This is a genomic window from Flavobacterium ginsenosidimutans (genome assembly GCF_037478105.1).
Taxonomy (GTDB): Bacteria; Bacteroidota; Bacteroidia; order Flavobacteriales; family Flavobacteriaceae; genus Flavobacterium; species Flavobacterium ginsenosidimutans.
This window is the reverse complement of the sequence record NZ_CP147988.1, coordinates 4458505-4482544: the sequence shown is the minus strand read 5'-3', so window position 1 is coordinate 4482544 and position 24040 is coordinate 4458505. Positions and strand designations below refer to the sequence as shown.

Annotated in this window: 16 protein-coding genes; 13 read left to right on the top strand and 3 right to left on the bottom strand. The window is 35.0% G+C overall.

Going from position 1 to position 24040, the window contains the following annotated elements; all coding sequences use genetic code 11:
* Positions 1-14 precede the first annotated feature (14 nt).
* The 4 genes from V6624_RS19345 to V6624_RS19330 all read left to right on the top strand — a co-directional run bounded on the left by V6624_RS19345 (position 15) and on the right by V6624_RS19330 (position 3837).
* The gene (locus V6624_RS19345; RefSeq protein ID WP_111289710.1) at positions 15-1079 is read left to right on the top strand and encodes a Gfo/Idh/MocA family protein; all 1065 of its coding nucleotides are present in this window, start codon (positions 15-17) and stop codon (positions 1077-1079) included.
* Positions 1076-2656 carry a sodium:solute symporter gene (locus V6624_RS19340; protein ID WP_111289712.1) on the top strand — a complete coding sequence of 527 codons (1581 nt, stop codon included), beginning with the start codon at positions 1076-1078 and terminating at the stop codon, positions 2654-2656. The genes V6624_RS19345 and V6624_RS19340 overlap by 4 nt, the downstream gene beginning before the upstream one ends.
* A 279-nt stretch (positions 2657-2935) precedes the next feature.
* Positions 2936-3277 (top strand): type II toxin-antitoxin system HigB family toxin, encoded by a 342-nt coding sequence (locus tag V6624_RS19335; RefSeq protein ID WP_111289714.1) that lies wholly within the window; start codon positions 2936-2938, stop codon positions 3275-3277.
* Positions 3277-3837 (top strand): helix-turn-helix domain-containing protein, encoded by a 561-nt coding sequence (locus V6624_RS19330; protein ID WP_111289716.1) that lies wholly within the window; start codon positions 3277-3279, stop codon positions 3835-3837. The genes V6624_RS19335 and V6624_RS19330 overlap by 1 nt, the downstream gene beginning before the upstream one ends.
* Before the next feature lie 56 nt (positions 3838-3893).
* Here V6624_RS19330 and V6624_RS19325 read toward each other — a convergent pair whose 3' ends face one another.
* Entirely contained in the window at positions 3894-4109 is a 216-nt protein-coding gene (locus V6624_RS19325) for a helix-turn-helix transcriptional regulator (protein WP_111289718.1), read from the bottom strand.
* Positions 4110-4272: 163 nt separating this feature from the next.
* Here V6624_RS19325 and V6624_RS19320 point away from each other — a divergent pair, with 163 nt between their 5' ends.
* A complete protein-coding gene (locus V6624_RS19320; protein ID WP_111289720.1) occupies positions 4273-4476 on the top strand; it encodes a SymE family type I addiction module toxin in 204 nt (67 codons plus the stop codon).
* 61 nt (positions 4477-4537) lie between these two features.
* Here V6624_RS19320 and V6624_RS19315 read toward each other — a convergent pair whose 3' ends face one another.
* Positions 4538-5908: a phosphatidylserine decarboxylase family protein gene (locus V6624_RS19315; RefSeq protein WP_111289722.1), complete on the bottom strand. Its 1371-nt coding sequence runs from the start codon at positions 5906-5908 to the stop codon at positions 4538-4540.
* Between the two features lie 291 nt (positions 5909-6199).
* On the opposite strand from V6624_RS19315, the gene V6624_RS19310 reads away from it, so the two are divergent.
* Positions 6200-7120 carry a hypothetical protein gene (locus V6624_RS19310; protein ID WP_338839865.1) on the top strand — a complete coding sequence of 307 codons (921 nt, stop codon included), beginning with the start codon at positions 6200-6202 and terminating at the stop codon, positions 7118-7120.
* Positions 7121-7186: 66 nt separating this feature from the next.
* On the opposite strand, the gene V6624_RS19305 is transcribed toward V6624_RS19310, so the two are convergent.
* Positions 7187-8401: an MFS transporter gene (locus tag V6624_RS19305; RefSeq protein ID WP_111289726.1), complete on the bottom strand. Its 1215-nt coding sequence runs from the start codon at positions 8399-8401 to the stop codon at positions 7187-7189.
* Positions 8402-8501: 100 nt separating this feature from the next.
* On the opposite strand from V6624_RS19305, the gene V6624_RS19300 reads away from it, so the two are divergent.
* The 7 genes from V6624_RS19300 to V6624_RS19270 all read left to right on the top strand — a co-directional run bounded on the left by V6624_RS19300 (position 8502) and on the right by V6624_RS19270 (position 24007).
* Complete coding sequence (locus V6624_RS19300; RefSeq protein ID WP_338839864.1) at positions 8502-9320, top strand: helix-turn-helix transcriptional regulator; 819 nt, start codon at positions 8502-8504, stop codon at positions 9318-9320.
* 393 nt (positions 9321-9713) lie between these two features.
* Positions 9714-11900 carry an alpha-rhamnosidase gene (locus tag V6624_RS19295; protein ID WP_338839863.1) on the top strand — a complete coding sequence of 729 codons (2187 nt, stop codon included), beginning with the start codon at positions 9714-9716 and terminating at the stop codon, positions 11898-11900.
* A gap of 321 nt (positions 11901-12221) precedes the next feature.
* On the top strand, positions 12222-13895 hold the full coding sequence (locus tag V6624_RS19290) for a hypothetical protein (protein WP_338839862.1): 1674 nt from the start codon (positions 12222-12224) through the stop codon (positions 13893-13895).
* A 143-nt stretch (positions 13896-14038) separates the two neighbouring features.
* Positions 14039-15163 (top strand): glycosylase, encoded by a 1125-nt coding sequence (locus V6624_RS19285; protein ID WP_338839861.1) that lies wholly within the window; start codon positions 14039-14041, stop codon positions 15161-15163.
* 278 nt (positions 15164-15441) lie between these two features.
* Positions 15442-18723 carry a glycoside hydrolase family 2 TIM barrel-domain containing protein gene (locus V6624_RS19280; protein ID WP_338839860.1) on the top strand — a complete coding sequence of 1094 codons (3282 nt, stop codon included), beginning with the start codon at positions 15442-15444 and terminating at the stop codon, positions 18721-18723.
* A 192-nt stretch (positions 18724-18915) separates the two neighbouring features.
* Positions 18916-22302 carry a glycosyl hydrolase gene (locus V6624_RS19275; RefSeq protein ID WP_338839858.1) on the top strand — a complete coding sequence of 1129 codons (3387 nt, stop codon included), beginning with the start codon at positions 18916-18918 and terminating at the stop codon, positions 22300-22302.
* Between the two features lie 280 nt (positions 22303-22582).
* Positions 22583-24007 (top strand): sialate O-acetylesterase, encoded by a 1425-nt coding sequence (locus V6624_RS19270; protein WP_338839856.1) that lies wholly within the window; start codon positions 22583-22585, stop codon positions 24005-24007.
* Positions 24008-24040 lie beyond the last annotated feature (33 nt).

Here is a 24040-nt window from a genome sequence, read left to right as displayed (position 1 = left end):
TAAAATAAAAACTAATGTTAAAAATAGCTATTCTGGGACTTGGAGAAGGACGAAGCACAATGTCGGCTGCTATAGAAAGTTCAAAACTAGAACTCGTGAAAATATGCGACCGAAACGAAGAATTGTGTAAACAACGAGCAAAAGAATTCGATTTTCATTCGTACACCACCAATTACGACGATTTGTTAAACGATTCATCAATTGATATTATTGCGATTTATACGCCCGATCATTTGCATGCGCAACATGTAAAACAAGCTTTATTAAGTGGAAAATATGTCGTTTGTACAAAACCGTTTATCGATGATCTTTCTGATGCAAAAGAACTCTTAGAATTAAGCAAATCAACAGGAAAGAAAGTTTTTATCGGGCAAAGTTCACGTTTCTTTGAACCAGCTAAAAGACAAAGAGCCGATTATGAAGCAGGATTAATTGGAGATTTAATTACAATTGAAGCACAATACCACGCCGATCACAGATGGTTTTTAAAGAAAGAATGGTCGCTTTTGCAATCGTTTAAATGGTTGTATGGAGGTTTGAGTCATCCTGTAGATTTTATCAGATGGTATTTGCCAAACATACAGGAAGTAATGGGTTACGGAATGATTAGCAGTAACGGACAAAATGCAGGATTAAAAAATGAAGATACGATGCATTTTATCTTTAAAGCAACCGATGGAAGAATTGCCCGTGTAAGCGGTGTTTACACTTCGCCGACTCAGCCAGCGCAACGCGACAGCGGAATGAGTACAATTCTGCGAGCTACAGAAGGCGCTAGCCAAGCCGATTATCATGAATTACGTTATGCCGTTACAGATAAAACGGGCGAAGAAAAAGTAATTACTTGGGGCGATAGCACGATAAAATATTATTTCCGTTTTGAAGGACAAAGTCATCATGGCGGGGAATATCAGAATTATTTAGAATATTTTGTAGATAGCATCGACCAAGGTTTTGAAGCGTATCCAAATATGGAAGAAGGAATTGGAACTGTGGCTTTATTGCAAGCAATGGACAAATCTTTGCAAACTGGAATGCCGGTTAAAATTGCCGATATTCTTAACGAATACGGACTATGAACAGTATCTACGATAAATTAACCACGCTCGATTTTGTAATTGTTGCCGGTTATTTAGTGGCTTTATTAGTCATTGGATATGTGGTAAGTATGAAACAGAGAAAGAAAAACGAAACGCTTTTTCTGGCCGGAAATTCATTAAACTGGTACAGCATCGGGTTTAATATGTGGGGAACCAATGTTGGGCCTTCATCCTTATTGGCTTTTGCGAGTATTGGTTACGCTACGGGAATTGTAGCAGGAAATTTCGAATGGTACGCTTTTGTATTTTTACTGCTTTTGGCAATGGTTTTCGCACCAAGATATATTGCGAGCAAAGTAAGTACGATGCCCGAATATATGGGAAAACGCTACGGTGACAGTACGCAGAATATTTTGGCTTGGTACGCTTTGGTAAAAATATTAGTGAGCTGGCTGTCTTTAGGATTATTCAGCGGAGGCGTTTTAGTACGTCAGATTTTGGGAATTCCAATGTGGCAGAGCGTAACGGTTTTAGTAATTTTCTCTGGAATTTTTACGTTTGCAGGAGGATTAAAAGCGATTGCTAAAGTGAATGTTTTTCAGATGATTCTGCTGATTGTAGTTTCATTGACACTTTCCTTTTTAGGCTTGCAAAAACTGGGTGGAATCGATGTTTTAATTGCTAAAACACCTTCAAACTTTTGGAATTTAGTCCGTCCTTCTGACGATGCGCATTATCCATGGCCAGCTATTTTGTTGGGATATCCTGTTGCTGCAGTTGCTTTTTTCTGTACTGATCAATCGATGGTGCAGAGTGTTTTGGGAGCTAAAAATTTGGAACAAGGACAATTGGGCGTAAACTTTATTGGGTGGCTAAAAGTAATGGCTTTGCCGTTGTTTATTCTTCCCGGAATTTTGTGTTATGCCTTATATCCAGAATTAGGAAGCAATTCTGATCTAGCTTATATGACAATGGTTACGAATCTTTTCCCAAGCGGAATGAACGGTTTAGTAATCTGCGTGATGATTGCGGTTTTGGTGGGAACAATTGGTTCTTCTTTAAACGCTTTGAGCACCGTTTTTACGAATGATATTTATGTAAAGAAAATAAATCCAACGGCGACGATTCAAGATCAAATTAAAATTGGCCGATTAACAATTGCTGCTGGATGTGTTTTTGCGATTCTGATTGCTGTTGCGATTGATAATATTAAGGGACAGAATTTATTCAACATTTTTCAGGCGGTTTTAGGTTTCTTGGCGCCTTCGTTATCTGTTGTTTTCCTTTTGAGTGTTTTCTGGAAACGCACTACAAAAAAAGCGGTAAATGCAACACTTTCTTGGGGTTCTGCTTTTAGTTTGTTTGTTGGGGTTTTGTATCTATGGATTTTTCCTGCCGATAAATATCCTGCTTGGCCTCACTTTTTATTGATTTCGTTTTACATTTTTGCTGTGCTTTTAATTACAGCCGTTATTATTTCTTTAACTGATAAAAATCCTGAAGTTAATGTTTCAGATGAAACGGATATTCCTAAAACTAGTAAAAAGGTGAAGCTTTTGTTTGGTTTGTTGGGGTTGGTGATTTTGGTTTTGTATTTGGTTTTTAATGGGAATTAAATTCTCTTCGAACTCTTATAATTTTAAAAACGCTTCTTTGATAAAAGGAAGCGTTTTTTTATACTTTTTAAAAATTAACACATAATATAATAATTTAAAAAAGAAGGTAAATACGTGTTAAAAATTGAAATAAAATTGTAAGTTTGTTTTTATCGATAACTTTTTTTGAATAAAGAAAATAGAAATCTTTCGGTAAAATTTAAATGGATTTAAAATGAACTATAAAGTAAAAGTTCGGTTTATATAAGAACTTTTAATTATCTTTGCTAAGTTGGTATTATGAGGATTATTGGGAAAAAGACAATTTTAAAAATTAAAAAGAAAAATATAGGTAATAAAAAGTTATGCGATGAAATTGATAAGTTAATTGTTGATTTAGAAAGGTTTAATTCTAATGAAAATACTATTGACGAAATTAGAAATGATGCAGATTGTGTGCACAACGACGGTTTTTATTTCTTCAATATCAATATCCATAGAACACTTATATTAATTGAGTTTGATGATGATGGCGAGGCTACAATTGTATGGGCAGGAACGCATCAGGAATATGAATCAACATTTAAAAATAACAAAGCAACTATTGAAAAATGGTTACGAAAAAATAACTATGTAGAATAATGAAAACACATTTTGATATAGAAAAAATAGTAGAAATAGGTGTAATCACAAACGAACTAGATTATGAAAGAGCTCTTATTGCTGACCGAAAATTAAGGCTTTTGGCGAAAGATAATTCACATTTTAAAAACTTAAGATCTAGTTTGCGTGACATAATTGAGAAGTATGAAAATTCAGAATGGAATGATGTTTATAAAATTGATGATCAAAAAATTTTAGAAAGTGATAAATCTGAGCGCATAGCAGAACTAGAGAGATTGTTTCTTGAAAATAGAAAACAAATAATAAGGAAGAAACTCAAAGAACTTGAATTGACTCAGGAAAATCTGGCTCTAATTTTAGGTCATAAAAGCAAAACGTATATGTCTGAACTTATGAATGGTATTAAACCATTTACTTTGAGAGATTTAATAGTGATAAATCGATTATTAAAAATAGAAATAGCGGTTTTGATTCCAGTATTCCTTTCAAAAGAAGATCAAGCTAAAGTACAAGAAGCTGTAATAAAATTAGGTAAACCAAAGGTAAAGCTAACCAGCGCTGATTTAGTATTGTCGTAAACTTTTAGAATTTTAAACTCATTAAAAAAACGCTTTCCCAATAAGAAAGCGTTTTTTTATGATTTATTTCCAGTAGAAACCAACAACTCCCGAATATCAACCTTCAAATATTTAGCAACCTCATAAAGCGTTTCAATAGAAGGCTGATATTCATTAGTACACCAACGCGAAACAGTCGATACCGTTTTACCCAGATGTTTGGCTAATTCCTTATTGCTTCTATTGTTTTCAACTAAAACAACCTTTATTCTATTTAATTTAAGTTTCGACACAATGTTGATTTATTGATATTTTATGCAAATATCTTATAATTTAAATATAATAAAAAGTATAATATGGTTATTCAAAAGTGCTATGAAATTATAATTTAGTTTTTAAATATCACATTTTGTAGTAAATTTTTTACTATTTTTGTTTCAATGAAATAAAAATAAAATGAAACTATCAGCGACAAGACGATTAAAAATACAGCCAAAACATATGGCAAGATCATATCATCGATACGTTATATTTCCAGAAATTCGTCTTTGCGGAAAATGGCTTCAGAAAATCGGTTTTAATTGCGGGAATTTCGTAACGATTGAACATCAGCAAAATAAAATCATTATTACAACCAATAATGAAATTGAAATAAAATAAAAAAACACACAGCTTTTCAATCTAGAAAACTATGTGTTTTTTTATGAAAACAAAATGCCTTTTAAAGCACTTTTGCTATTTGTGTGTTTACACGAATGTTATTAGGAGCGTCCAAACCTGGTGTTTCGTAAGTGGTGAACTCTAAATTTACACCTGGTCTAAAAAGCAGACAGTGTGTTGATCCTCCAAAATGAAACATACCCAGTTCATCGCCTTTTTTCACAATGTCACCGGCTTTTACTGTTATCTGACAGCTAGAAACCTCTGCCATACCCACAGGTATTACACACATAAGTCCAATTTCGGGATTATCAGCTTCAATAAATATAACAGCTCTGGTGGCAACAGCAGTTAAAAAAGGTTGAGAATTGTTCGGCGCACTAGAGTCGGCTCCTGCTGGATTGTAGAAACCTTGATATAGATTTTCTAAATAATAAGAGCCATTTACAATAGCCGTTTTGACGATTGTACCGTTTACAGGACTGTGCCAGCGGTGATAGCTCAAAGCACTTAAAAAGGCCTGATAAACTGTTCCTCCATCAAATTGAGGCGCTAATTCATCAAAATTCATCATATTTTCTAACGAATAAGGCTGTCCTTTTAACCAAAATTGATCCGACAATGATACATTAAAAGCTACTTGTAAAGGAGCTGATTCGCAGGTGTTTACAATAATTGAATCATCATTAGGTCCAGTAACAGGGCGTACATTTGGGCAAAACAATCTCGTGAAAAAATCGTCCCAGCTTTTGAAACCATAATATGTATCTGAAGGATCTGATTGGAAAACATCAGAAAATGTCGCATTTGGCGGAATAGGATTCTCTTCTAAACCTAATGCCCCTTGGGCAACTTGCATCATTTCAGACTGTGCTACTTCGCTCAACCAAGCAATTACGTTTTCTGATGGATCATTTTCAATTAAAACATATCTGGAATCTTCTGTAACCAAAAAATTAGACCAGTAGTTTAATATTTTTTTTAGCTGCTGATTGACCAGAGCGTTTGAAAAAACATCATAACCAAAATTGGTCGCCATTGGCCAAGCCAAAAGGGCATTAATAGGAAAACCAATCATGCCCGCAGGCGATTGACTTCCAGAAGCACCAGTTTGGTAAGCTTCCGGAGCGGTTTGCATGATTCCGTTGAGCAAAACAAGGAAATCCTCAAAAGTCATTGGCTCTGGTTCCCAAATTAAGGGAGTCTGTTGTTTTAAAAAATATGCTTCGGCAAACATTCCCTGTACATTCGCATACAAAACAGGATCTGAATACACTAAATTCTGAAATTCGGCAATTTCTGGAATAAGTGGCGTTGGATTTTTTTGAGTTAATTTCTTGATTTTTAAAATCCAATCTTCAATAATTTGTGGGCTTTGTGGTAACCAGCCTCCCAACAATTGTTTAGCTTTAATAAATTCTGTTGTTTCCATAGTCTTTTAGGTTAAATTCATAACGAAGGTATTTTAGAAAACAATTCGGAAATTTTAATTTGTTGCAAGAACGCTTTTTTTTGGTACAAGAGCTTGTTTTTCTGTCATAAGAGTTCATATTACTGATGCGAAACTAATTTTTTGAGTAAAAGAATAATTACTATTACTGTAGATAAAAAAATTACCAAAATATTTTAAAGTAGTATTAATATTACTTTTAGTAGTAATTTGTAGTATTTTTATTATATTTGCGTCGTTTTTAAAACATTGTTTAACGATAAAAATAGAATCATGTCAAAAACTATATTGGCAATCGTAGTCTTTTTTACAGTAAGTATTGGTAAGATTACATCACAGAATCAAAAAATTTATGTCACTCGCGTACAAAAAGAAGACAATAGTGTAGAGTTTAATTATATTAAATCTATACCAGGAAATTATTTTCTTGAGTTTGATTTAGAAAGCGTAACGAATACGGAGGATATTTATGCATTCAAAAAAACTTATAATTTAAATTTAGAGGCTAATTCTGGTACACTTTTTAAATTGTATCCTATAGATAAAAATAGACAGATATATTGTTCTTACACTTATAGTTACAAAAAAGGTCTTATAAAGCCGGAGGTAGATAATTCTGTTGTTTACTATCTGCCATTTAAAGAGAATAAAAATGTTGAAGTATATGAGTCTTTCAGATACAATGTAAGTCCAGAAATATGGAAAAATTATGGTGTTTATTCTAAAAGCAAAGATACTATATGTGCCATGAGAAAGGGAATAGTTACGGATATTAAAAAATTTCCAGTGACAGAAAATGGTCAAACCGTTTTCAGGACAGAAGTTATAGTTGATCATGCTGACGGAACTAATGCATCATATATTGGTATAGATGAAAAATCAATGGCTGTGAGAGTGAATGATCTTGTTCTTCCAGGTTTTAGAATTGGGGTAATGGACGATGTTGTAGATGATGATAAAAATCACAATTTTAAATTCAATGTTTATTATTTCTCTGATGAAGAAATACAAGGTTTGGACGGAAAAAGCGTTAAAATAGTTGAAAGATCAGTGTTCCCAATCTTCTATACAGCTGAAGGATATCTTAATTTAGCAACTGATAAAAAATATACAGTCAAACATCTAGATGAAATTTTCTTCAAAGAGTTGAACGCTCAAGAAAAAGAAAAATACCAATCTCAGTACAAAAGTTAATAACACAATCAAACAAAAAATGCTCCTTATTTTGGAGCATTTTTTGTTTTTAGAAGATTTTAAAAATTAATTCTCAGCTTTCTTTTTCTTCTCCAAATTAGGTAAGAACCCAGTAATAATACCAATTAAAGGCAGAAAAGCACAAATCTTAAATACATATTCGATACTTGTAGCATCGGCAATTTTTCCTAAAACTGCAGAACCTAATCCGCCCATTCCGAAGGCAAATCCGAAGAAAAGACCAGCTACTAAACCAACTTTTCCTGGCATTAATTCAGTTGCGTAAACCAGAATCGCAGAAAAAGCAGAAGAAAGGATCAATCCGATAATTACAGATAAAGTTCCAACCCAGAATAAAGATACATAAGGCAGCATCAAAGTAAATGGCGCAACTCCAAGAATAGAAACCCAAATTACATATTTTCTTCCAAAACGATCGCCAATTGGTCCACCAATTAAAGTTCCTGCAGCAACAGCTCCAGAGAACAAGAATAAATAAACTTGTGATTGCTGAATAGAAATATGGAATTTATCAATCAAAAAGAAAGTGTAGTAACTCGTAATACTGCTCATATAGAAGTATTTAGAGAAAATTAAAACCAATAAAATGATTAATGAACCAATTACACGATTTTTAGATAAATGATGAGTTTCAATTTTTGCAACTGTTTTATTGGCATTTCTTTCAGATAAATGTTCTGTATACCAAATTGCAATTCTGTACAAAGTAAAAACTCCAATTAAAGCAATAATACAAAACCAAGCCACATAACTTTGTCCGTTCGGAATAATGATAAAAGCAGCTAATAAAGGTCCGATAGCACTTCCTGCATTTCCTCCTAATTGAAAAATAGATTGTGCTAATCCCTTTTTACCGCCTGAAGCCAAATGCGCTACACGAGAAGATTCTGGATGAAAAATTGAAGATCCAATTCCGATCAAACTTACAGATAATAGTAAGAAAACAAAATTTGTAGCAATTGAAACTAGAAATAATCCAGTCATTGTAAAACACATTCCGATTATTAACGAATATGGTTTAGAATTTTTATCTGTATACATTCCAACAAATGGCTGAAGGATTGAAGCTACGATTTGGTAGGTAAAAGTGATGATTCCAATTTGAGTAAAGCTCAGTCCGAAATTGTCTTTAATAAGTGGATAAATTGACGGAACTACAGCTTGTAAAAGGTCATTAATTAAATGCGAAAAGCTGATTATAAAAAGTATTGAATACGTTGTTTTTTTAATTACTTCTGGTTGTACTTTAACGGTTTCCATGAGTGTTATTTAGGTTAATGGTATTTTTTAAAATTACAGCTGTATTAATTTTTTACAAAATTGAAATAAATTAGAATGTCAAAATTGCTATATTTGGACAATGAATAATCAAATTCGGACATATCGAATGGCTCAGGATTATGGATATCAAGTTGATCCATCAATACCTGTTATAGGTTATACCGAAACGGTAACCAACGAAATGTGTATTTCACATTCGCATCCAAGAGGGCAATTGATCTACGCCACACGCGGCGTAATGAATGTTGTTGTAGGCAATCATATTTGGGTTGTAAATCCGCTTCAAGGCTTGTGGCTTCCGGGCGGAGTAGAGCATCAGGTTACTTTTCAGAAAGATGTTAGTTATTATAGTGTTTTTGTTGATCCGTCTGCTATGGAAGGATTGCCAGAAAGTAGTTTCTCATTTGATATTCCTATGTTTTTAAAACAGTTGGCTTTTAAAATCATTTCTTTTGGAACAAGCGGAAACTTAACAGAATCTCAATTAAGAGTTATTGGCGTTTTTTTAGACGAACTCGCATTAATTGTTCCAAGTGCCACTTTTTTACCCACCACAAACAACGAAAGGCTTCAGAAAGTGGTTGAACTTTTAATGAATGATATTGCCAGTAAACAAAACATCGATTACTACGCCGAACTTTCTTTTATGAGTAGTAGAACTTTATCGCGTTTGTTTATAAAAGAATTAGGAATGAATTTCAGCGATTGGCGTACGCGAATGAAATTATTGGAAGCCATTAAAAGATTAGGCGAAAAACAATCTATAAAAGAAATCGCTTTAGATTTAGGTTACGAAACGGCCAGTGCATTCATTTATATGTTTAAAAAACACTTAGGAACAACACCTTCTAATTATATTTTAGAGGATGAAAATGAATCTGAAAAAATGATTGCTTAGATTATAGTTTTACACAAAATAACCACAATCATTGTCATTTCGACGAAGGAGAAATCTCCACGAGAAGCTCGACAAAGATTGGACTTTCGTTACGGAATTACTTGCGAAGATTTGCTTCGCCTGTTCGCTATTACTCGACTCTCCTTCGTCGAAATGACAAAAATGCGCAAATAAATAAAATCCGTTTTCATCCGCGTCTTCGTGATAACGAATCCGTTTCATCAGCGTTCCATAAAATTGTAACATCATTTTTTTTAGTACTAAAAAAGTGATAAGCCGTAATTTTTCCCTTAAAAAATTATCAAAAAGTGTTGTTTTTTATGAAATTGCAGGATAGTGCAGGGTGTGAAATGTAAAGAGAACATTTATCTTTAGTCCCAAAATAAATTAACTATGCTAAACCGCTTTTCCATTTTTAAGACTTTACTTCTTTTTGTTGCCCTTTTTTGTTGTTCGCTATCATCTGCACAAGAAAAATCAAAAGAAGCGACATGGATCTGGTATCCAGGCGATTTTGAAGTTTGGTTAAGCAATAAAATGCAAGTAAGACGTACAGAACGTGAAGCAGTATTTCCGCCACTTTGGCAATATTACAGTCCTTATGCTTTGGTCACTTTTCAAACCGAAGTAGATATTCCAAAGCCAGATGAAGTGAAAATCTTTTCAGAAGGCCCTTTTCAATTACTCTTAGATGGCGTTCAAATTTACGGACAGCCAAAATCAATTACAGTTCCTGCCGGAAAACATAAAATTTCTTTTAAAGTTTATAATCAGGAAGTATTGCCAGCTATTTATATTTCAGGTCAATACATTAAATCTGATGCTTCGTGGAAAGTAACCAACGAAGATAAACTTTGGATTGACGAAACTGGAAAAGCACAACAATCTGGTACACCTTGGGTTCCAGTTGGTTCTTGGAATTTTAATTCTCCAGAAAATAAACCTTCAGGATTTAAACTAACAACAAAACCTTTAAGTGCAAAGAAAACAGAAAAAATAGGAACTGGCCAGTTAGTAGATTTTGGTAAAGAAACTTTTGGTTATATTAAAATTCATGGCTTAAAAGGAAAGGGAAAAGTCGCACTTTATTATGGAGAATCTCGTGAAGAAGCTTTGGATTCTGCGAAATGTGAAACTTTAGATCATTTATCTTTTGATGGAAAACAATCTGAAACCTATACACATGACGGCTCGAAAGCATTTCGTTATGTTCAGGTGCAAGCAGATGCAGGAGTAAAATACGATTCGATTTCGATGCTTTATGAATATCTGCCATTAGATTATCGTGGTGCATTTAAATCATCAGACGAACAATTGAATAAAATTTGGGATGTGTCAGCTTACACGATGCATTTAACATCTCGTGAATTTTTTATAGATGGAATCAAACGCGACCGTTGGGTTTGGTCTGGTGACGCTTATCAAAGTTATTTAATGAATTATTATTTATTCTTTGATTCGGCTTCGGTAGAACGAACGCTGTTAGCCCTTCGCGGAAAAGATCCTGTAACGGCTCACGTCAATATCATCATGGATTATTCGCTGTATTGGTTTGTAGGTGTTTACGATTACTATTTGCACACAGGCGATACGAAATTTATCAAAACTTTTTATCCAAGAATGAAATCACTTATGGATTTCTGTTTAGAAAGAAGAAATAAAAACGGATTCCTGGAACCATTAGAAGGCGACTGGGTTTTTATTGACTGGGCAGACGGACTTCCAAAAACAGGCGAGGTTAGTTTTGAACAAATGCTTTTAGCAAGAAGTTTAGAAGCGATGGCGGTAAGTGCTGAAATTGCTGGTAAAACTGAAGACCAAAAACAATATCAAAAATTAGGTGATGATTTAAAAACAAAGCTATTTGATGTGTTTTGGGATAAAAAAGAAAATGTCATGAAGCATCAGCGCATCGACGGTAAAATGCAAAACATTGTAACCAGATACGCTAATATGTTCGGTATTTTCTTCAATTATTTTACTGAAGAACAAAAACAAAGCGTAAAAAATAAAGTGTTGCTCAATAAAGACGTTCTTCAAATCACGACACCATATATGCGTTTTTATGAGTTGGAAGCGCTGTGTGCGATGGGCGAACAAGATTATGTTTTAAAAGAAATGAAGGACTATTGGGGAGGAATGCTGAATGAAGGCGCAACCTCTTTCTGGGAAGAATACAATCCGAACAAAAAGGGAACGGAACATTTAACAATGTACGGTCGTCCTTACGGGAAAAGCCTGTGCCACGCATGGGGAGCAAGTCCGATTTATTTATTAGGAAAGTACTATTTAGGCGTAAAACCAACCGCTCCTGGATATTCAGAATATGAAATAAAACCAAGCTTAGGAGGTTTAAAATGGATGGAAGGAAAAGTGCCGACACCAAACGGAGAAGTTGCTGTGTATTGCAGTACGAAAGAAATTAAAGTAAAAGCAGGCGAAGGCGAAGGAAAATTGATTTTTGAAAGTGCCAGCAAACCAAAGACAAGTTCTGGAACGATTACAGAATTAGCAAAAAATAAATATCAATTGATTGTAAAACCGAATGTGGAGTATAAAGTAAGTTATAAGGCTTTGTAAGTTATGAGTTATGAGTTATGAGTTATGAGTTATGAGTTATGAGTTATGAGTTATGAGTTATGAGTTATGAGTGATTAGTGATTAGTGATTAGTGATTAGTAATTAGTAATAAGCCGCTAGTTTATAACGTCTAGTTTGTCATTCCGAGGAACGAGGAATCACACTCGTAACCACAAAGATTGTCACGTCAGTTTTGTCATTTCGACGAAGGAGAAATCTCCACAAGTAGCTCCACAAAGATTGTCGAATATTGTTGCAAAATTCTAGTGTGATTCCTCCTTCGTCGGAATGACAAAAAATTCAATAAAAAATAAAAAACCAATGTTTTCAAAAAATAATAAATACAACTTCAAAGTAAAAGCCGTTTTCCTAATGCTGTTCATTGTCTGCATCCAAGCCACAGCACAAACCGCATGGAAACCAGCATCATTTGAAATTGTAAAATCCAATTACAAAACTTTCAAAACCACTCAATACGCTCATGTATTTTCGGGAAGCAAACACAATATTGTTCGTTTAGCTCCAGAATTGCAAGGTTTGACGGGGATTGAACTTCCTTTAGAAAAATATAAAAACGGAACAGATACACCTTTGCAGTTAAAGTTTAAAGAACAGGTTCAGGTTTTAATTGGTGTTTTTCACGATAAAAATGCGGAATATCTTCAAGCTGATAAGCTTCAAAATGCTAAATTAATTTTAGAAAATGGAGCTACTGTGACAGGATTACCAACTGTAAATGTTTATGCGGTTTCTTTCTCAAAAGGAACACAAACATTAAATTTTGGAAAAGGATTATTTGCCTTTTTAGGAGTTGTAAAAGCTTCTGAAAAACTAGAACAAAGAAACGCCAATTTCCCAGACGGAAAACTTTGGAATCCAACTTTTATTGTTGAAGGATTTTCAGATGAAAAACCGCTTTTCGAAATTATTGGCGGAGAAAATAAACCGGTTATTGATGAAGGAATGTCTGGAACAGAAGACATTCAAGGCGGTTTTGAAGGCGGACGTGTCGTAAAAGTGGGCGATACCTATCATATGTTTCCAACCGAAAGAGCAGGAGAAAAAGGAGTAGATTACTATTATGATCGTGTAAAAACCAAAATAGGACATTGGACAAGTAAAGATGCCATTCACTGGAAAAGAGAATCAACAATTTATCAAGCAAGTGGAACTTATGCCGTAACTGAAGACGATAATCCAATGAATGATCGTCGTGCAGCAATTTGGTCTTATATGCCAATTTTTAATGAAAAAGCAAATAAATGGTACGGCTATTATTTGGCGTATACGGTAAGTAAAGAAATAGAACCGAATCACTCTTTTGGAAGAATTTGGCGTTGTGAATCAACTGTAGAAGGAATCAACGGAATCGGCGGACCTTATAAAGATATGGGAATCATTATGGAGCCGGGATTAGATTCTCAGCCTTGGGAAGGACGTCAGGGTGTAGCTTCATTTTTTCCTTATCAGGTAGGCGATAAATATTTCGGATTTTATAGCGGTGCATATCCGTTCAATTCATGGGCAGATTATCCAAAGAAATCAGGAAAAGGCTGGTTTGTAGCTTTAGCCGAATCAAAAAGCTTAGAAGGTCCTTGGTTAAGAATGAATAAAGGTTTGGAACCTATTAAAACCATTCATCCGCAGTTTGTAGAAAATCCAATTGTAAGTCAATTACCAAACGGAATGTACATTGCGATTTTTGACGGTGGTCCAGACGGCTGGGGACATCATTTACCAAATATGATTGCGTATTCATTATCTGCAGACGGAATTAATTGGGCAGAAGCACATTATTTACCAATCGAAACCAAAGTCGATAAATGGTGGGATATTATGCGAACGCCTTTGTGCCTAATCCCAGAAGGAAATGACGTTTATACAATTGTCTATAATGCAATCGATTTGAAAAGAAGATTTCATCCAACCGGAATGATAAAAGTAAAATTAAACAAAGATGTGATGGAGTCTAAATTAAAAGAGTTGAAGAAATAATTTCACGCAGATTTTGCAGATTTTGGCTGATTGACGCAGATAAAAATCAATTAATAATCTGCTTAAATCTGCAAAATCTGCGTGAAACAAAAAATAAAGAAAACTTAGAGCCTTTGCGCCTTCGTGGCAAAAAAAACATAAAAATGAAAATTAAATACCTAATTCTAGCCATTTCAGTACTTGCTATCGCAAGCTGTGCAACTAAATACAAGAAAAGAGAAATTACCGACAGCGTAATGCAGGAGATTTACGAAGAAATCAAAACGCCTTATAAATACGGTTTGGTGATGGTTCCTACTGACAACTCATACAAAATGGACTGTCCAAGTGTATTTAGGAAAGACGGTAAATGGTACATGACGTATTTAATTTATGACGGAAGAGGTTACGAAACCTGGCTTGCGGAAAGCGACAATCTTTTAGATTGGAAACATCTAGGAAAAGTAATGTCCTTCTCAGAAAATGAAAAACATTGGGACGTCAACCAAAAAGCAGGATATATTTCGTTACAAGATTTAACTTGGGGCGGAAGCTACGAATGGGGTAAATACGATGATAAATATTGGATGAGTTACTTTGGTGGAGATAGTAAAGGTTACGAAGCAGGTGTTTTATCAATCGGAATGGCTTACACTAAAGAAACACCAACAAAACCACACGAATTCCAGAAATTAGAAAATCCGGTTTTAACACCAAAAGACAAAGACGCCAAATGGTGGGACAATAGTACAATGTACAAAAACAGTGTAATCCGTGACAAAGATAAACTGACAGGACACAATTTTATCATGTATTACAATGCCCGTGGCGACAGTATCAATCCGGCTAAAGGCGCGGAGCGTATTGCGATGGCAGTATCAAACGATATGAAAACATGGAAGCGTTATGGCGACAAACCATTAATTAATCATCATAAAGGAATTTCGGGAGATGCTTATATTCAGCGAATTAATGATACTTGGGTGATGTTTTATTTTGGAGCTTTTTGGACAGGTTGGAATCAAGGTGCATTTAACCGTTTTGCAGTTTCAAATGATTTAGTAAACTGGACGGACTGGAAAGGCGACGATTTAGTTAAATCTTCTGAACCTTATGATGATATGTTTGCGCATAAATCATTTGTGGTAAAACATAACGGAGTAGTTTATCACTTTTATTGTGCTGTAAATAAAGCAGAACAAAGAGGAATCGCCATTGCAACTTCTAAAGATTTAGGAAAAAGCAAATTGAATTTTGTGGCACCGCCTGAGAAAAAGAAGAAGAATTAAGAGGGAAGTACAAAGTACAAAGTACAAAGTACAAAGAATTAAGATATCGTACGTTTTAAAACCTGTCAGGTTTAATTACGCAAAAATAAATAAAGACACAGTTTGTCATTTCGACGAAGGAGAAATCTTCGCGTCAATATTCTACAAAGAGAGGAAATACTTTGTAGAGCTTCTTACGGAGATTCCTCCTTCGTCGGAATGACAAAAAAACGAATAAAAAAAATATAGAATTAATGTCCAAACCATTTCAAATAAATAACTTTTCAAGGTTTCGATTTTTGATACCAAAATCGGTATTCACATTTTTCATTTTACTTCTAACATATCCCACACAAGCCCAATCCGTTACAGGAGAACCTGCGGGAATTCCAGAATTACATAAAAAATACCAATTTGCTCCTTGGGAAGATCCAACAGTTACAAGCATCAACAGACAACCATCGAGAGCAACAGCTTATTCGTATACTTCTGTAGAAGATGCCTTAAAAGGAGACAGAACCAAAAGTAGAATCCAAATGCTAAATGGCGATTGGGATTTTAAATATGCCGTAAATCTAAAAGAAGCTTCAAAAGATTTCTATAAAAATACTGTTTCAGGATGGGATAAAATAGAAGTGCCATCAAACTGGGAAATGAAAGGATACGATAATCCAATTTACAAAAGTGCCGTTTATCCGTTTCGACCTATAAATCCACCTTATATTCCTAAAGATTATAATGGAGTTGGTTCTTACCAAAGAAGTTTTACCGTTCCTGAAAATTGGAAAGACATGACGGTGACTTTACATTTCGGAGCTGTAAGTTCAGGTTTTGAGGTTTGGCTAAACGGAGAATTTTTAGGCTATGGCGAAGACAGTTTTCTGCCATCAGAATTTGATATTACGCCTTATTTAAAAGCGGGAGAAAATGTAGTTTCAGTTCGTGTAATCCGTTGGACAGATGGTTCTTATTTAGAAGATCAGGATCACTGGCGCATGAGTGGCATCCAGCGTGAAGTTTTCATTATGGCCGAGCCAAAATTGCGCATTCAGGATTTCTTTGTTCAAACGAAATTAGACAAACAATACACAGATGCAATTTTTAAACTGCGTCCGAAAGTAGAGAATTTGACAGGAGAAAAAATCAAAGATTATACGATGAATGTTCAATTGTACGATGCCAATAATACGGCAATGTTCAAAGAACCGCTTCAAAGACCTGTAATTGATTTAATTAACGAAAGTTATCCCCGTTTGGATAATGTTCGCTTCGGATTCTTTCAGGAAACCATTAAAAATCCTAAAAAATGGAGTTCAGAAGAACCGAATTTGTATACGATGGTTATTTCGATAAAAGATAAAAACGGAAATGTTACCGAAGCCAAAAGCTGTAAAGTGGGTTTCCGTTCGATTGAATTTTCCAAGGAGAACGGAAAAATGCTCATCAACGGAAAAGAAACCTATGTATATGGCGTAAACCGTCACGATCATCATCCAACAAGAGGAAAAGCGGTTACGAGAGAAGACATCAAGCAAGATATTACCACAATTAAAAAGTTCAATTTCAACTTTATACGTACAAGCCATTATCCAAACGATCCGTATTTCTACGAATTATGCGATCAATACGGAATCATGGTAATGGATGAAGCGAATCAAGAAACTCACGGAATTGGCGGAAAATTAAGCAACGATCCGCTTTGGACAAATGCTTATATGGAACGAATGATTCGAATGGTTGAAAGAGATAAAAATCATCCGTCGGTTATAATGTGGAGTTTAGGTAACGAAGGAGGAAAAGGGCCAAATCATGCTGCAATGTCGGGTTGGGTTCACGATTTCGATATTACACGTCCAGTGCATTACGAACCAGCGCAGGGAAATGCAAAATTAGATGGTTACATCGATCCGCTTGATCCAGGATATCCAAAAACAATCGATCACGCGTATCGATTCGAAAACCCGCAGGATGATTCGTATGTCGATATGGTCAGCCGTTTTTATCCGGGCGTTTTCACACCAAAATTTTTAGTAGATCAAAAGAAAGATACTCGTCCGATTATTTTCGTTGAATATTCTCATGCAATGGGAAATTCAGTTGGAAATTTAAAAGAATTGTGGGATGAATTCCGCTCGCTTCCAAGAGTTATTGGAGGTTGTATTTGGGAATTTAAAGATCAGGGAATCGTAAAATTTGATTCCAGATCTGGTCAGAATTATTTTGCTCATGGAGGAGATTTTGGAGAAAAATATCATGACGGAAATTTCAATACAAAAGGAATTGTAGATTCAAACGGAAAACCAAAAGGGTCCATTTTTGAAAATAAATGGGTGTATCAGCCAGCGATTTCCACTTTAAACGGAAATCAATTAGAAATCAAAAATCGTCAGGCAGTTAAATCTTTAGAAAGCTATATTCCGGTTTTAAAAGTTTTGGAAAACGGAAACGTGATTAGAACTCAGATTTTAAAACCATTTAAAGTTGAAGCGGGACAATCCACAACATTAGATATTAGTTCTTATCTTCCAAAAATGAAAGCGGATGCCGAATATATTTTAAATATAGAATTCCAGCTTTCAAAGGATGAGCTTTGGGCGTCAAAAGGTTACGCTGTCGCGGAAGATCAGTTTATATTAAAAAAGAAAGAAGCCGTTTCTCCAGAATCTAAAAAAGAAACGCTGAATGTTTCTGAATCCGATTCTGATTTTAAAATCAAAGGCAAAACTTTTGATATTACAATTGGAAAAACAAACGGAGCTTTGAGTTCTTATATTTTTAACGGAGAAGAACAAGTTTTTGCACCGCTATTGCCAAACTTAGTAAGACCACTTACAGACAATGATAAACGTGGTTGGAAATCGCAAAAGTTGTTGAAACAATGGTACAAAGCAAAACCAAAATTGGTTAACATTTCAATTGATAAATCAGCTTCTGAAATTAAAATAACAAGCGATTACGAAGTTATAAAAGATAGTGCGAGCGTAAAAGTGATCTATAATATTTTACCAAACGGATTAATAAAAGTAGATTACAGCTTAAAAGCATCAGATAAACTGCCAAACATTCCAAAAATCGGAATGCAGATGGGAGTTCAAAGAAAATTCGATCAGATTTCGTGGTACGGAAAAGGAGAATTAGAAAATTACAGCGATAGAAGTTTCGGTTCGTTTGTTGGGAAATATTCACTTCCAATAAATGATTTTATCGAACATTATCCAAAACCACAAGAAAACGGAAACAGATGTGATGTAAGATGGATGGCATTGAGCACTCCACAGAAAAACAACGGATTCTTAGTAGTAAATGATGCCAAAGTTTTAAGCATGAGCGCATGGCCATACACACAAGAAAACTTAAGTACATCAGGACATACGTACGATTTGAAAGATCCAGGATTTTTAACACTAAACATCGATTTAATTCAAATGGGAGTGGGAGGAAATGACAGCTGGACATTGGTTGCACAGCCATTAGAACAATATCAGATTAAATCTGGAAATTATGATTACAGTTTTTATTTGACGCCTTTTAGCGGTTCAAAAACTGAATTAGAAAACAGTTTGAAGAAGTTTAAATATTAGATAATTGATAATTGATAATTGATAATTGATAATTGATAATTGATAATTTTAAAATTAAGAACTAAAAGTTTAAGGTACAGTTTGTCATTTCGAGGAACGAGAAATCACACAAGAAATTCGACAAAGATTATGAAACATAGCCCGAGGTTTCAACCCCCTGTCGGGTTTACAAACGAAATAAAACAAAGAATAATGTTTCAAAAAAAACACATCTTTTTTATACTCCTTTTGGCGAGCTTCGTCTCGGCACAAGAAGTCCATAAAAAAGAAACTTTTCAGCCAACACTAGAAACCTCAAGACCTTGGGTGTATTGGTATTGGATGAAATCGGCGTATTCTAAAGCAGGAATTACGGCTGATTTAGAAGCGATGAAACAAGCTGGAATTGCGGGAGCTTATTTAATGACGATTAAAGGACCGGCAAATCCGCCATTGATAGATCCGCCGGTTTTACAATTGACGCCTGAATTTTGGGATATGATTCATTGGGCTTTCAAAGAGGCAGATCGTTTAGGGTTAAAACTAGCTTTTCACGGAGCAGATGGATTTGCCGTTGCAGGAGGACCGTGGATTACACCAGAAATGTCGATGCAGAAAGTAGTTTGGTCAACAACTGAAATTTTAGGAGGAAAAAAAGTTGCGTCGAAATTGCCAGTTCCAGTACATTACAAAGATTATTATAAAGATATTGCCACTTTTGCTATTCCGATTAAAGAATACCAAATTACTTCGCAGATGCAAGTTCCAAAAGTAACGACATCAAACAACACCGATGCATCGTTTTTGGCTGATCATAAAAAAGATGAAAACTTCAAGTTTGCCGATGCAGGTTGGATTCAGTACGAATTTGCACAGCCATTTACCTGCAAATCTATTTTGATTGAAACTAAAGGAAGAGATTTTCAAGCACAACGTCTTATTGTAGAAGTGAGTGATGATGGAGTTAATTTTAGATTCCATGAAAGAATGATTGCACCGCGTCATGGCTGGCAGGATATGGATTTTCCAAATACGCATACCATTACGCCTGTAACGGCAAAATATTTCAGATTTGTGTATGATCCAAAGGGAACAGAACCCGGAGCGGAAGATTTGGATTTTGCCAAATGGAAACAGAATCTGAAAGTAAGTAAAATAACACTTTCAAATCAATCACTGATTAATAATTACGAAGGAAAATCAGGAGCAATTTGGCGTTTGACTCCACAGACTACTGAAAAAGAAATAACAAATTCTGATGCATTTAAAAAATCAGAAATTATCAATATTTCGAATTTTGTGGATGCCGATGGAAACCTGAATTGGAAAGCGCCAAAAGGGAAATGGAAAATCATCCGAATGGGACATACTTCTACAGGACATGAAAATGCAACTGGCGGAGCTGGAAAAGGACTTGAAGTTGACAAATTCAATCCAGAATTAATTCGTTTTCAATTGGATCATTGGTTCGGAGAAGCTGTTCGTTCAGCTAGTCCAGAACTGGCTTCAAAAGTTTTAGAAATTCTGCATTTTGACAGTTGGGAATGCGGAAGCCAAAACTGGTCTTCGGTTTTTCAGGCTGAATTTAAAAAGAGACGTGGTTACGATCTTGTAGATTATCTTCCAGTTATGGCGGGAATTCCGATAGAAAATGCCGATTTTTCAGAGAAAGTTTTATACGATGTTCGCAAAACAATTGCCGATTTAGTAGCCGATAATTTTTACGGAACTGTCGCTCAAATTGCAAAAGAATACAACGTTAAGTTAAGTTCTGAAAATGTCGCACCAACAATGATGAGTGATGCTTTGCTGCATTATAAATATGTCGATTATCCAGGTGGTGAATTTTGGCTGAAAAGCCCCACACACGACAAACCTTTTGATATAGTCGATGCTATTTCGGGCGGACATATTTACGGAAAAGATATTATTCAGGCAGAATCTTTTACGGCTTTGCGAATGGATTGGGACGAACACCCAGGAAATTTAAAAACAACAGCAGACCGAAATTACGCTTTAGGAATTAACCGTTTATTCTATCACGTTTTTGTCCATAATCCTTGGACAGATAGAAAACCGGGAATGACTTTAGACGATATCGGAACTTTTTTCCAACGAGACCAAACTTGGTGGAAACCCGGAAAAGCGTGGTTTGATTATTGTCAAAGAGTACAGTTTCAGTTGCAAAAAGGAAAACCAGTAATTGACTTGGCGGTTTTTATTGGCGAAGATTTTCCTTCACGTTCTTTTGCGCCGGATCGTTTGGTGCCATTTATTCCGAATGTGTTTGGAAAAGAAAGACTCGAAAGCGAGAAAATCCGTTTAGAAAATGAAGGTCAGCCAACGGCAAAAATGCCAAAAGAAGTGACCTATTCTAAAAATATAACCGATTTATCACAATGGATTAATCCGCTAAATGGTTATCAATATGATTCTTTCAATGCGGATGTTTTAATTAATAGAGCGAAAGTGGTAAACGGAAAAATTTCGTTTGATGGCGGAATTGAATACGGTGCTTTATTGTTCCCGGGAAGTCACAAAATGGCACCGAATAAGATTTTATCTTTGGCTTCCGCCGAAAAAATCCTGCAATTGCTAAAAGACGGAGGAACCATTTTTGTGAATGAAAAACCAAATATTCTGCCGGGTATTCAATCAGAAGGTGATCAGAAGAAATGGCAGAATGTAATTGATGAAATTTGGAATAACGCCAACTCGTCTTCATGGAAAATCGGAAAAGGAACGGTTGTTAAATTGCCGTATTTAGGAAATGATTTTGCTTCAATCGGAATCACACAAGACGTTTATTTTCCAAATTTAAGCAGAGCTGATTCAGAAACATTGGCTTGGGCGCATCGAAAATCAGAAAGTGAAGATTTATATTTCCTTTCGAATCAAAAGAATGAAAAAAGAGTATTTGATGCTTTTTTCAGAATAGCTGGGAAATTTCCACAATGGTATAATCCCGTGACAGATCAAACTTCGGCTTTAGCCAATTGGAAAATAGAAAACGGAAGAACAATTGTTTCGATAACTTTAGAGGCTAACGAATCTGGTTTTGTGATTTTTAAAGAGGAAACAAAAGAAATTTCAGCACAAGGAAAATCTTCTGAATTTGAAAAAGTGCAGACTTTAGATGAAAACTGGGAATTACAATTTGATTCAACATTTAAAGGTCTAAAAGAAGTGGTAAAAACAAACAAACTTTTTGACTGGAGCGCTTCTGAAAATGATCAGATTAAGTATTATTCGGGAACTGTGGTTTATAAAAAAGATTTTATATGGAAAGGAAAAGATACTAATAAAATCTGGTTGGATTTAGGAGAAATTGCCAATATTGCCGAGATTAAAATCAACGGAAAAGATTGCGGAACGCTTTGGACTTTCCCTTTCAAAACTGATATTTCAAAAGCTTTACAAAAAGGGAAAAATATAATAGAAATAAAAGTTACAAATACTTGGGCAAATAGATTAATTGGTGACCAAAAATTGCCAAAAGAAGAAAGATTAACGTGGACAACAGCGCCGTTTCGTTTAGAAGGAGAACCTTTGTTGAAAGCGGGATTATTGGGGCCTGTAAGTATTCTAAAAGAAAAATAAAAGTTAGCCACAGATTAAAGGATTAAAAAGGATTGTTTAATCTGTGATAAAAGAAAGAGTAAAATCAATTACCTCCAGCTTTAGCTGGAGGTTTAGAAGAAGATAAGAATTGGGCTTTAGCCAAACTAATTATTTGGCTAAAGCCCTAGAAATGCAAATACTTTATAACCTCCAGCTAAAGCTGGAGGCAATTGAGAAGAAAAATATCAATAGATCAAAGAATTTCAAGAAATTAATAATCCTTTTTAATCCTTTAATCTGTGGCAAAAAAAAAAAAAAAATGAAAAAATCAATTATTGCATTATTAACGGTTTTAGCAAGCTTTCAAATCAATGCAAAAATCAAATTACCAGCTTTGTTTACTGATAACATGATGTTGCAGCAAAAATCCAACGCACCTATTTGGGGCTGGGCAGAAAAGAACGCCAACATTGTAATCAAAACTTCTTGGGATTCTAAAATCTACAAGGTAAAAGCAGACGCTTCAGGAAAATGGAAATCAGAATTACAGACTTCTTCTTTTGGTGGCCCATATACGATTGAAGTTTCTGAAGGAAACGAAAAAATAACCATCAAAAATGTTTTGTTGGGCGAAGTTTGGCTTTGCTCTGGACAATCCAATATGGAAATGCCGTTGAAAGGATTCCAAGGTCAGCCTGTTAAAAACGGAAATGAAATCATCGTAAGATCAACCAATAAAAATATCCGTTTAATTACGATTCCAAGAGCGACAGTTTTAGAACCATTGCAAGATTTTGAAGGAAAATGGGAAGAAGCTTCTCCAAAATCAACATCCAATTTTAGTGCTACGGCTTGGTATTTTGGATCGCTTTTACAGGAAGTTTTAAATGTTCCTGTGGGATTGATTCATGTTTCGTACGGAGGTTCTAGCATGGAAGCTTGGATGAACGCAGCAATGCTAAAAGATTTTTCAAGCGCTAAAATTCCGACCACAAAAGAAGAATTGGCAAAAGACCCAAATCGTGTTCCAACAACTTTGTTTAATGGAATGCTTTCACCTGTAATTGGTTACGGAATCAAAGGCTGTATCTGGTATCAGGGAGAATCAAATTACGAAAGAGCTTCTGAATATACTGCTTTGATGAAGAAAATGGTCAGCAGTTGGAGAACGTTGTGGAATCAGGGAGATTTTCCTTTTTATTTCGCTCAGATCGCACCATTTAATTACGCCTCATTTCATCCAAAAGATTATCAGGAAAAATACAATTCGGCTTATTTGAGAGAAGCGCAGTTTAAGGCTTCAAAGGAAATTCCGAATTCAGGAATGGCTGTTTTAATGGATGTTGGAGAAGAAAATAACATTCACCCAATGGATAAGGAAAAAGGAGGAAACCGATTGGCTTTTCAAGCTTTGGCAAGAACGTACGGAATTGAAGGTTTCGAATTCGAAAGTCCTAAATATAAATCGATGGAAATAAAAGAAGGTTCAGTAACCGTTTCTTTTGATGATGTTGCCAACGGAATTACGTCTTATGACAAAGAGGTTTTAGGTTTTGAAATAGCAGGAGCAGATAAAGTTTTCTATCCAGCAAAAACGGTTGTAAGAAGAAAATCAGTTGTTCTGACTTCAGATAAAGTGAAAAATCCAGTTGCTGTTCACTATTTATGGAAAGATTTCGCTAAAGCGGAATTGTTTAGTGCTGGAGGTTTGCCGGTTTCTTCGTTTAGAACAGACGAATGGTAATTATGAATTGTGAATTGTAAATGATTAATGATG

Excerpts from the sequence above, each read along its gene's own strand:
- V6624_RS19345 (WP_111289710.1), top strand. The coding sequence starts at position 15 with ATGTTAAAAATAGCTATTCTGGGACTTGGAGAAGGACGAAGCACAATG.
- V6624_RS19340 (WP_111289712.1), top strand. The coding sequence starts at position 1,076 with ATGAACAGTATCTACGATAAATTAACCACGCTCGATTTTGTAATTGTT.
- V6624_RS19335 (WP_111289714.1), top strand. The coding sequence starts at position 2,936 with ATGAGGATTATTGGGAAAAAGACAATTTTAAAAATTAAAAAGAAAAAT.
- V6624_RS19330 (WP_111289716.1), top strand. The coding sequence starts at position 3,277 with ATGAAAACACATTTTGATATAGAAAAAATAGTAGAAATAGGTGTAATC.
- V6624_RS19320 (WP_111289720.1), top strand. The coding sequence starts at position 4,273 with ATGAAACTATCAGCGACAAGACGATTAAAAATACAGCCAAAACATATG.
- V6624_RS19315 (WP_111289722.1), bottom strand. The coding sequence starts at position 5,908 with ATGGAAACAACAGAATTTATTAAAGCTAAACAATTGTTGGGAGGCTGG.
- V6624_RS19310 (WP_338839865.1), top strand. The coding sequence starts at position 6,200 with ATGTCAAAAACTATATTGGCAATCGTAGTCTTTTTTACAGTAAGTATT.
- V6624_RS19305 (WP_111289726.1), bottom strand. The coding sequence starts at position 8,401 with ATGGAAACCGTTAAAGTACAACCAGAAGTAATTAAAAAAACAACGTAT.
- V6624_RS19300 (WP_338839864.1), top strand. The coding sequence starts at position 8,502 with ATGAATAATCAAATTCGGACATATCGAATGGCTCAGGATTATGGATAT.
- V6624_RS19295 (WP_338839863.1), top strand. The coding sequence starts at position 9,714 with ATGCTAAACCGCTTTTCCATTTTTAAGACTTTACTTCTTTTTGTTGCC.
- V6624_RS19290 (WP_338839862.1), top strand. The coding sequence starts at position 12,222 with ATGTTTTCAAAAAATAATAAATACAACTTCAAAGTAAAAGCCGTTTTC.
- V6624_RS19285 (WP_338839861.1), top strand. The coding sequence starts at position 14,039 with ATGAAAATTAAATACCTAATTCTAGCCATTTCAGTACTTGCTATCGCA.
- V6624_RS19275 (WP_338839858.1), top strand. The coding sequence starts at position 18,916 with ATGTTTCAAAAAAAACACATCTTTTTTATACTCCTTTTGGCGAGCTTC.
- V6624_RS19270 (WP_338839856.1), top strand. The coding sequence starts at position 22,583 with ATGAAAAAATCAATTATTGCATTATTAACGGTTTTAGCAAGCTTTCAA.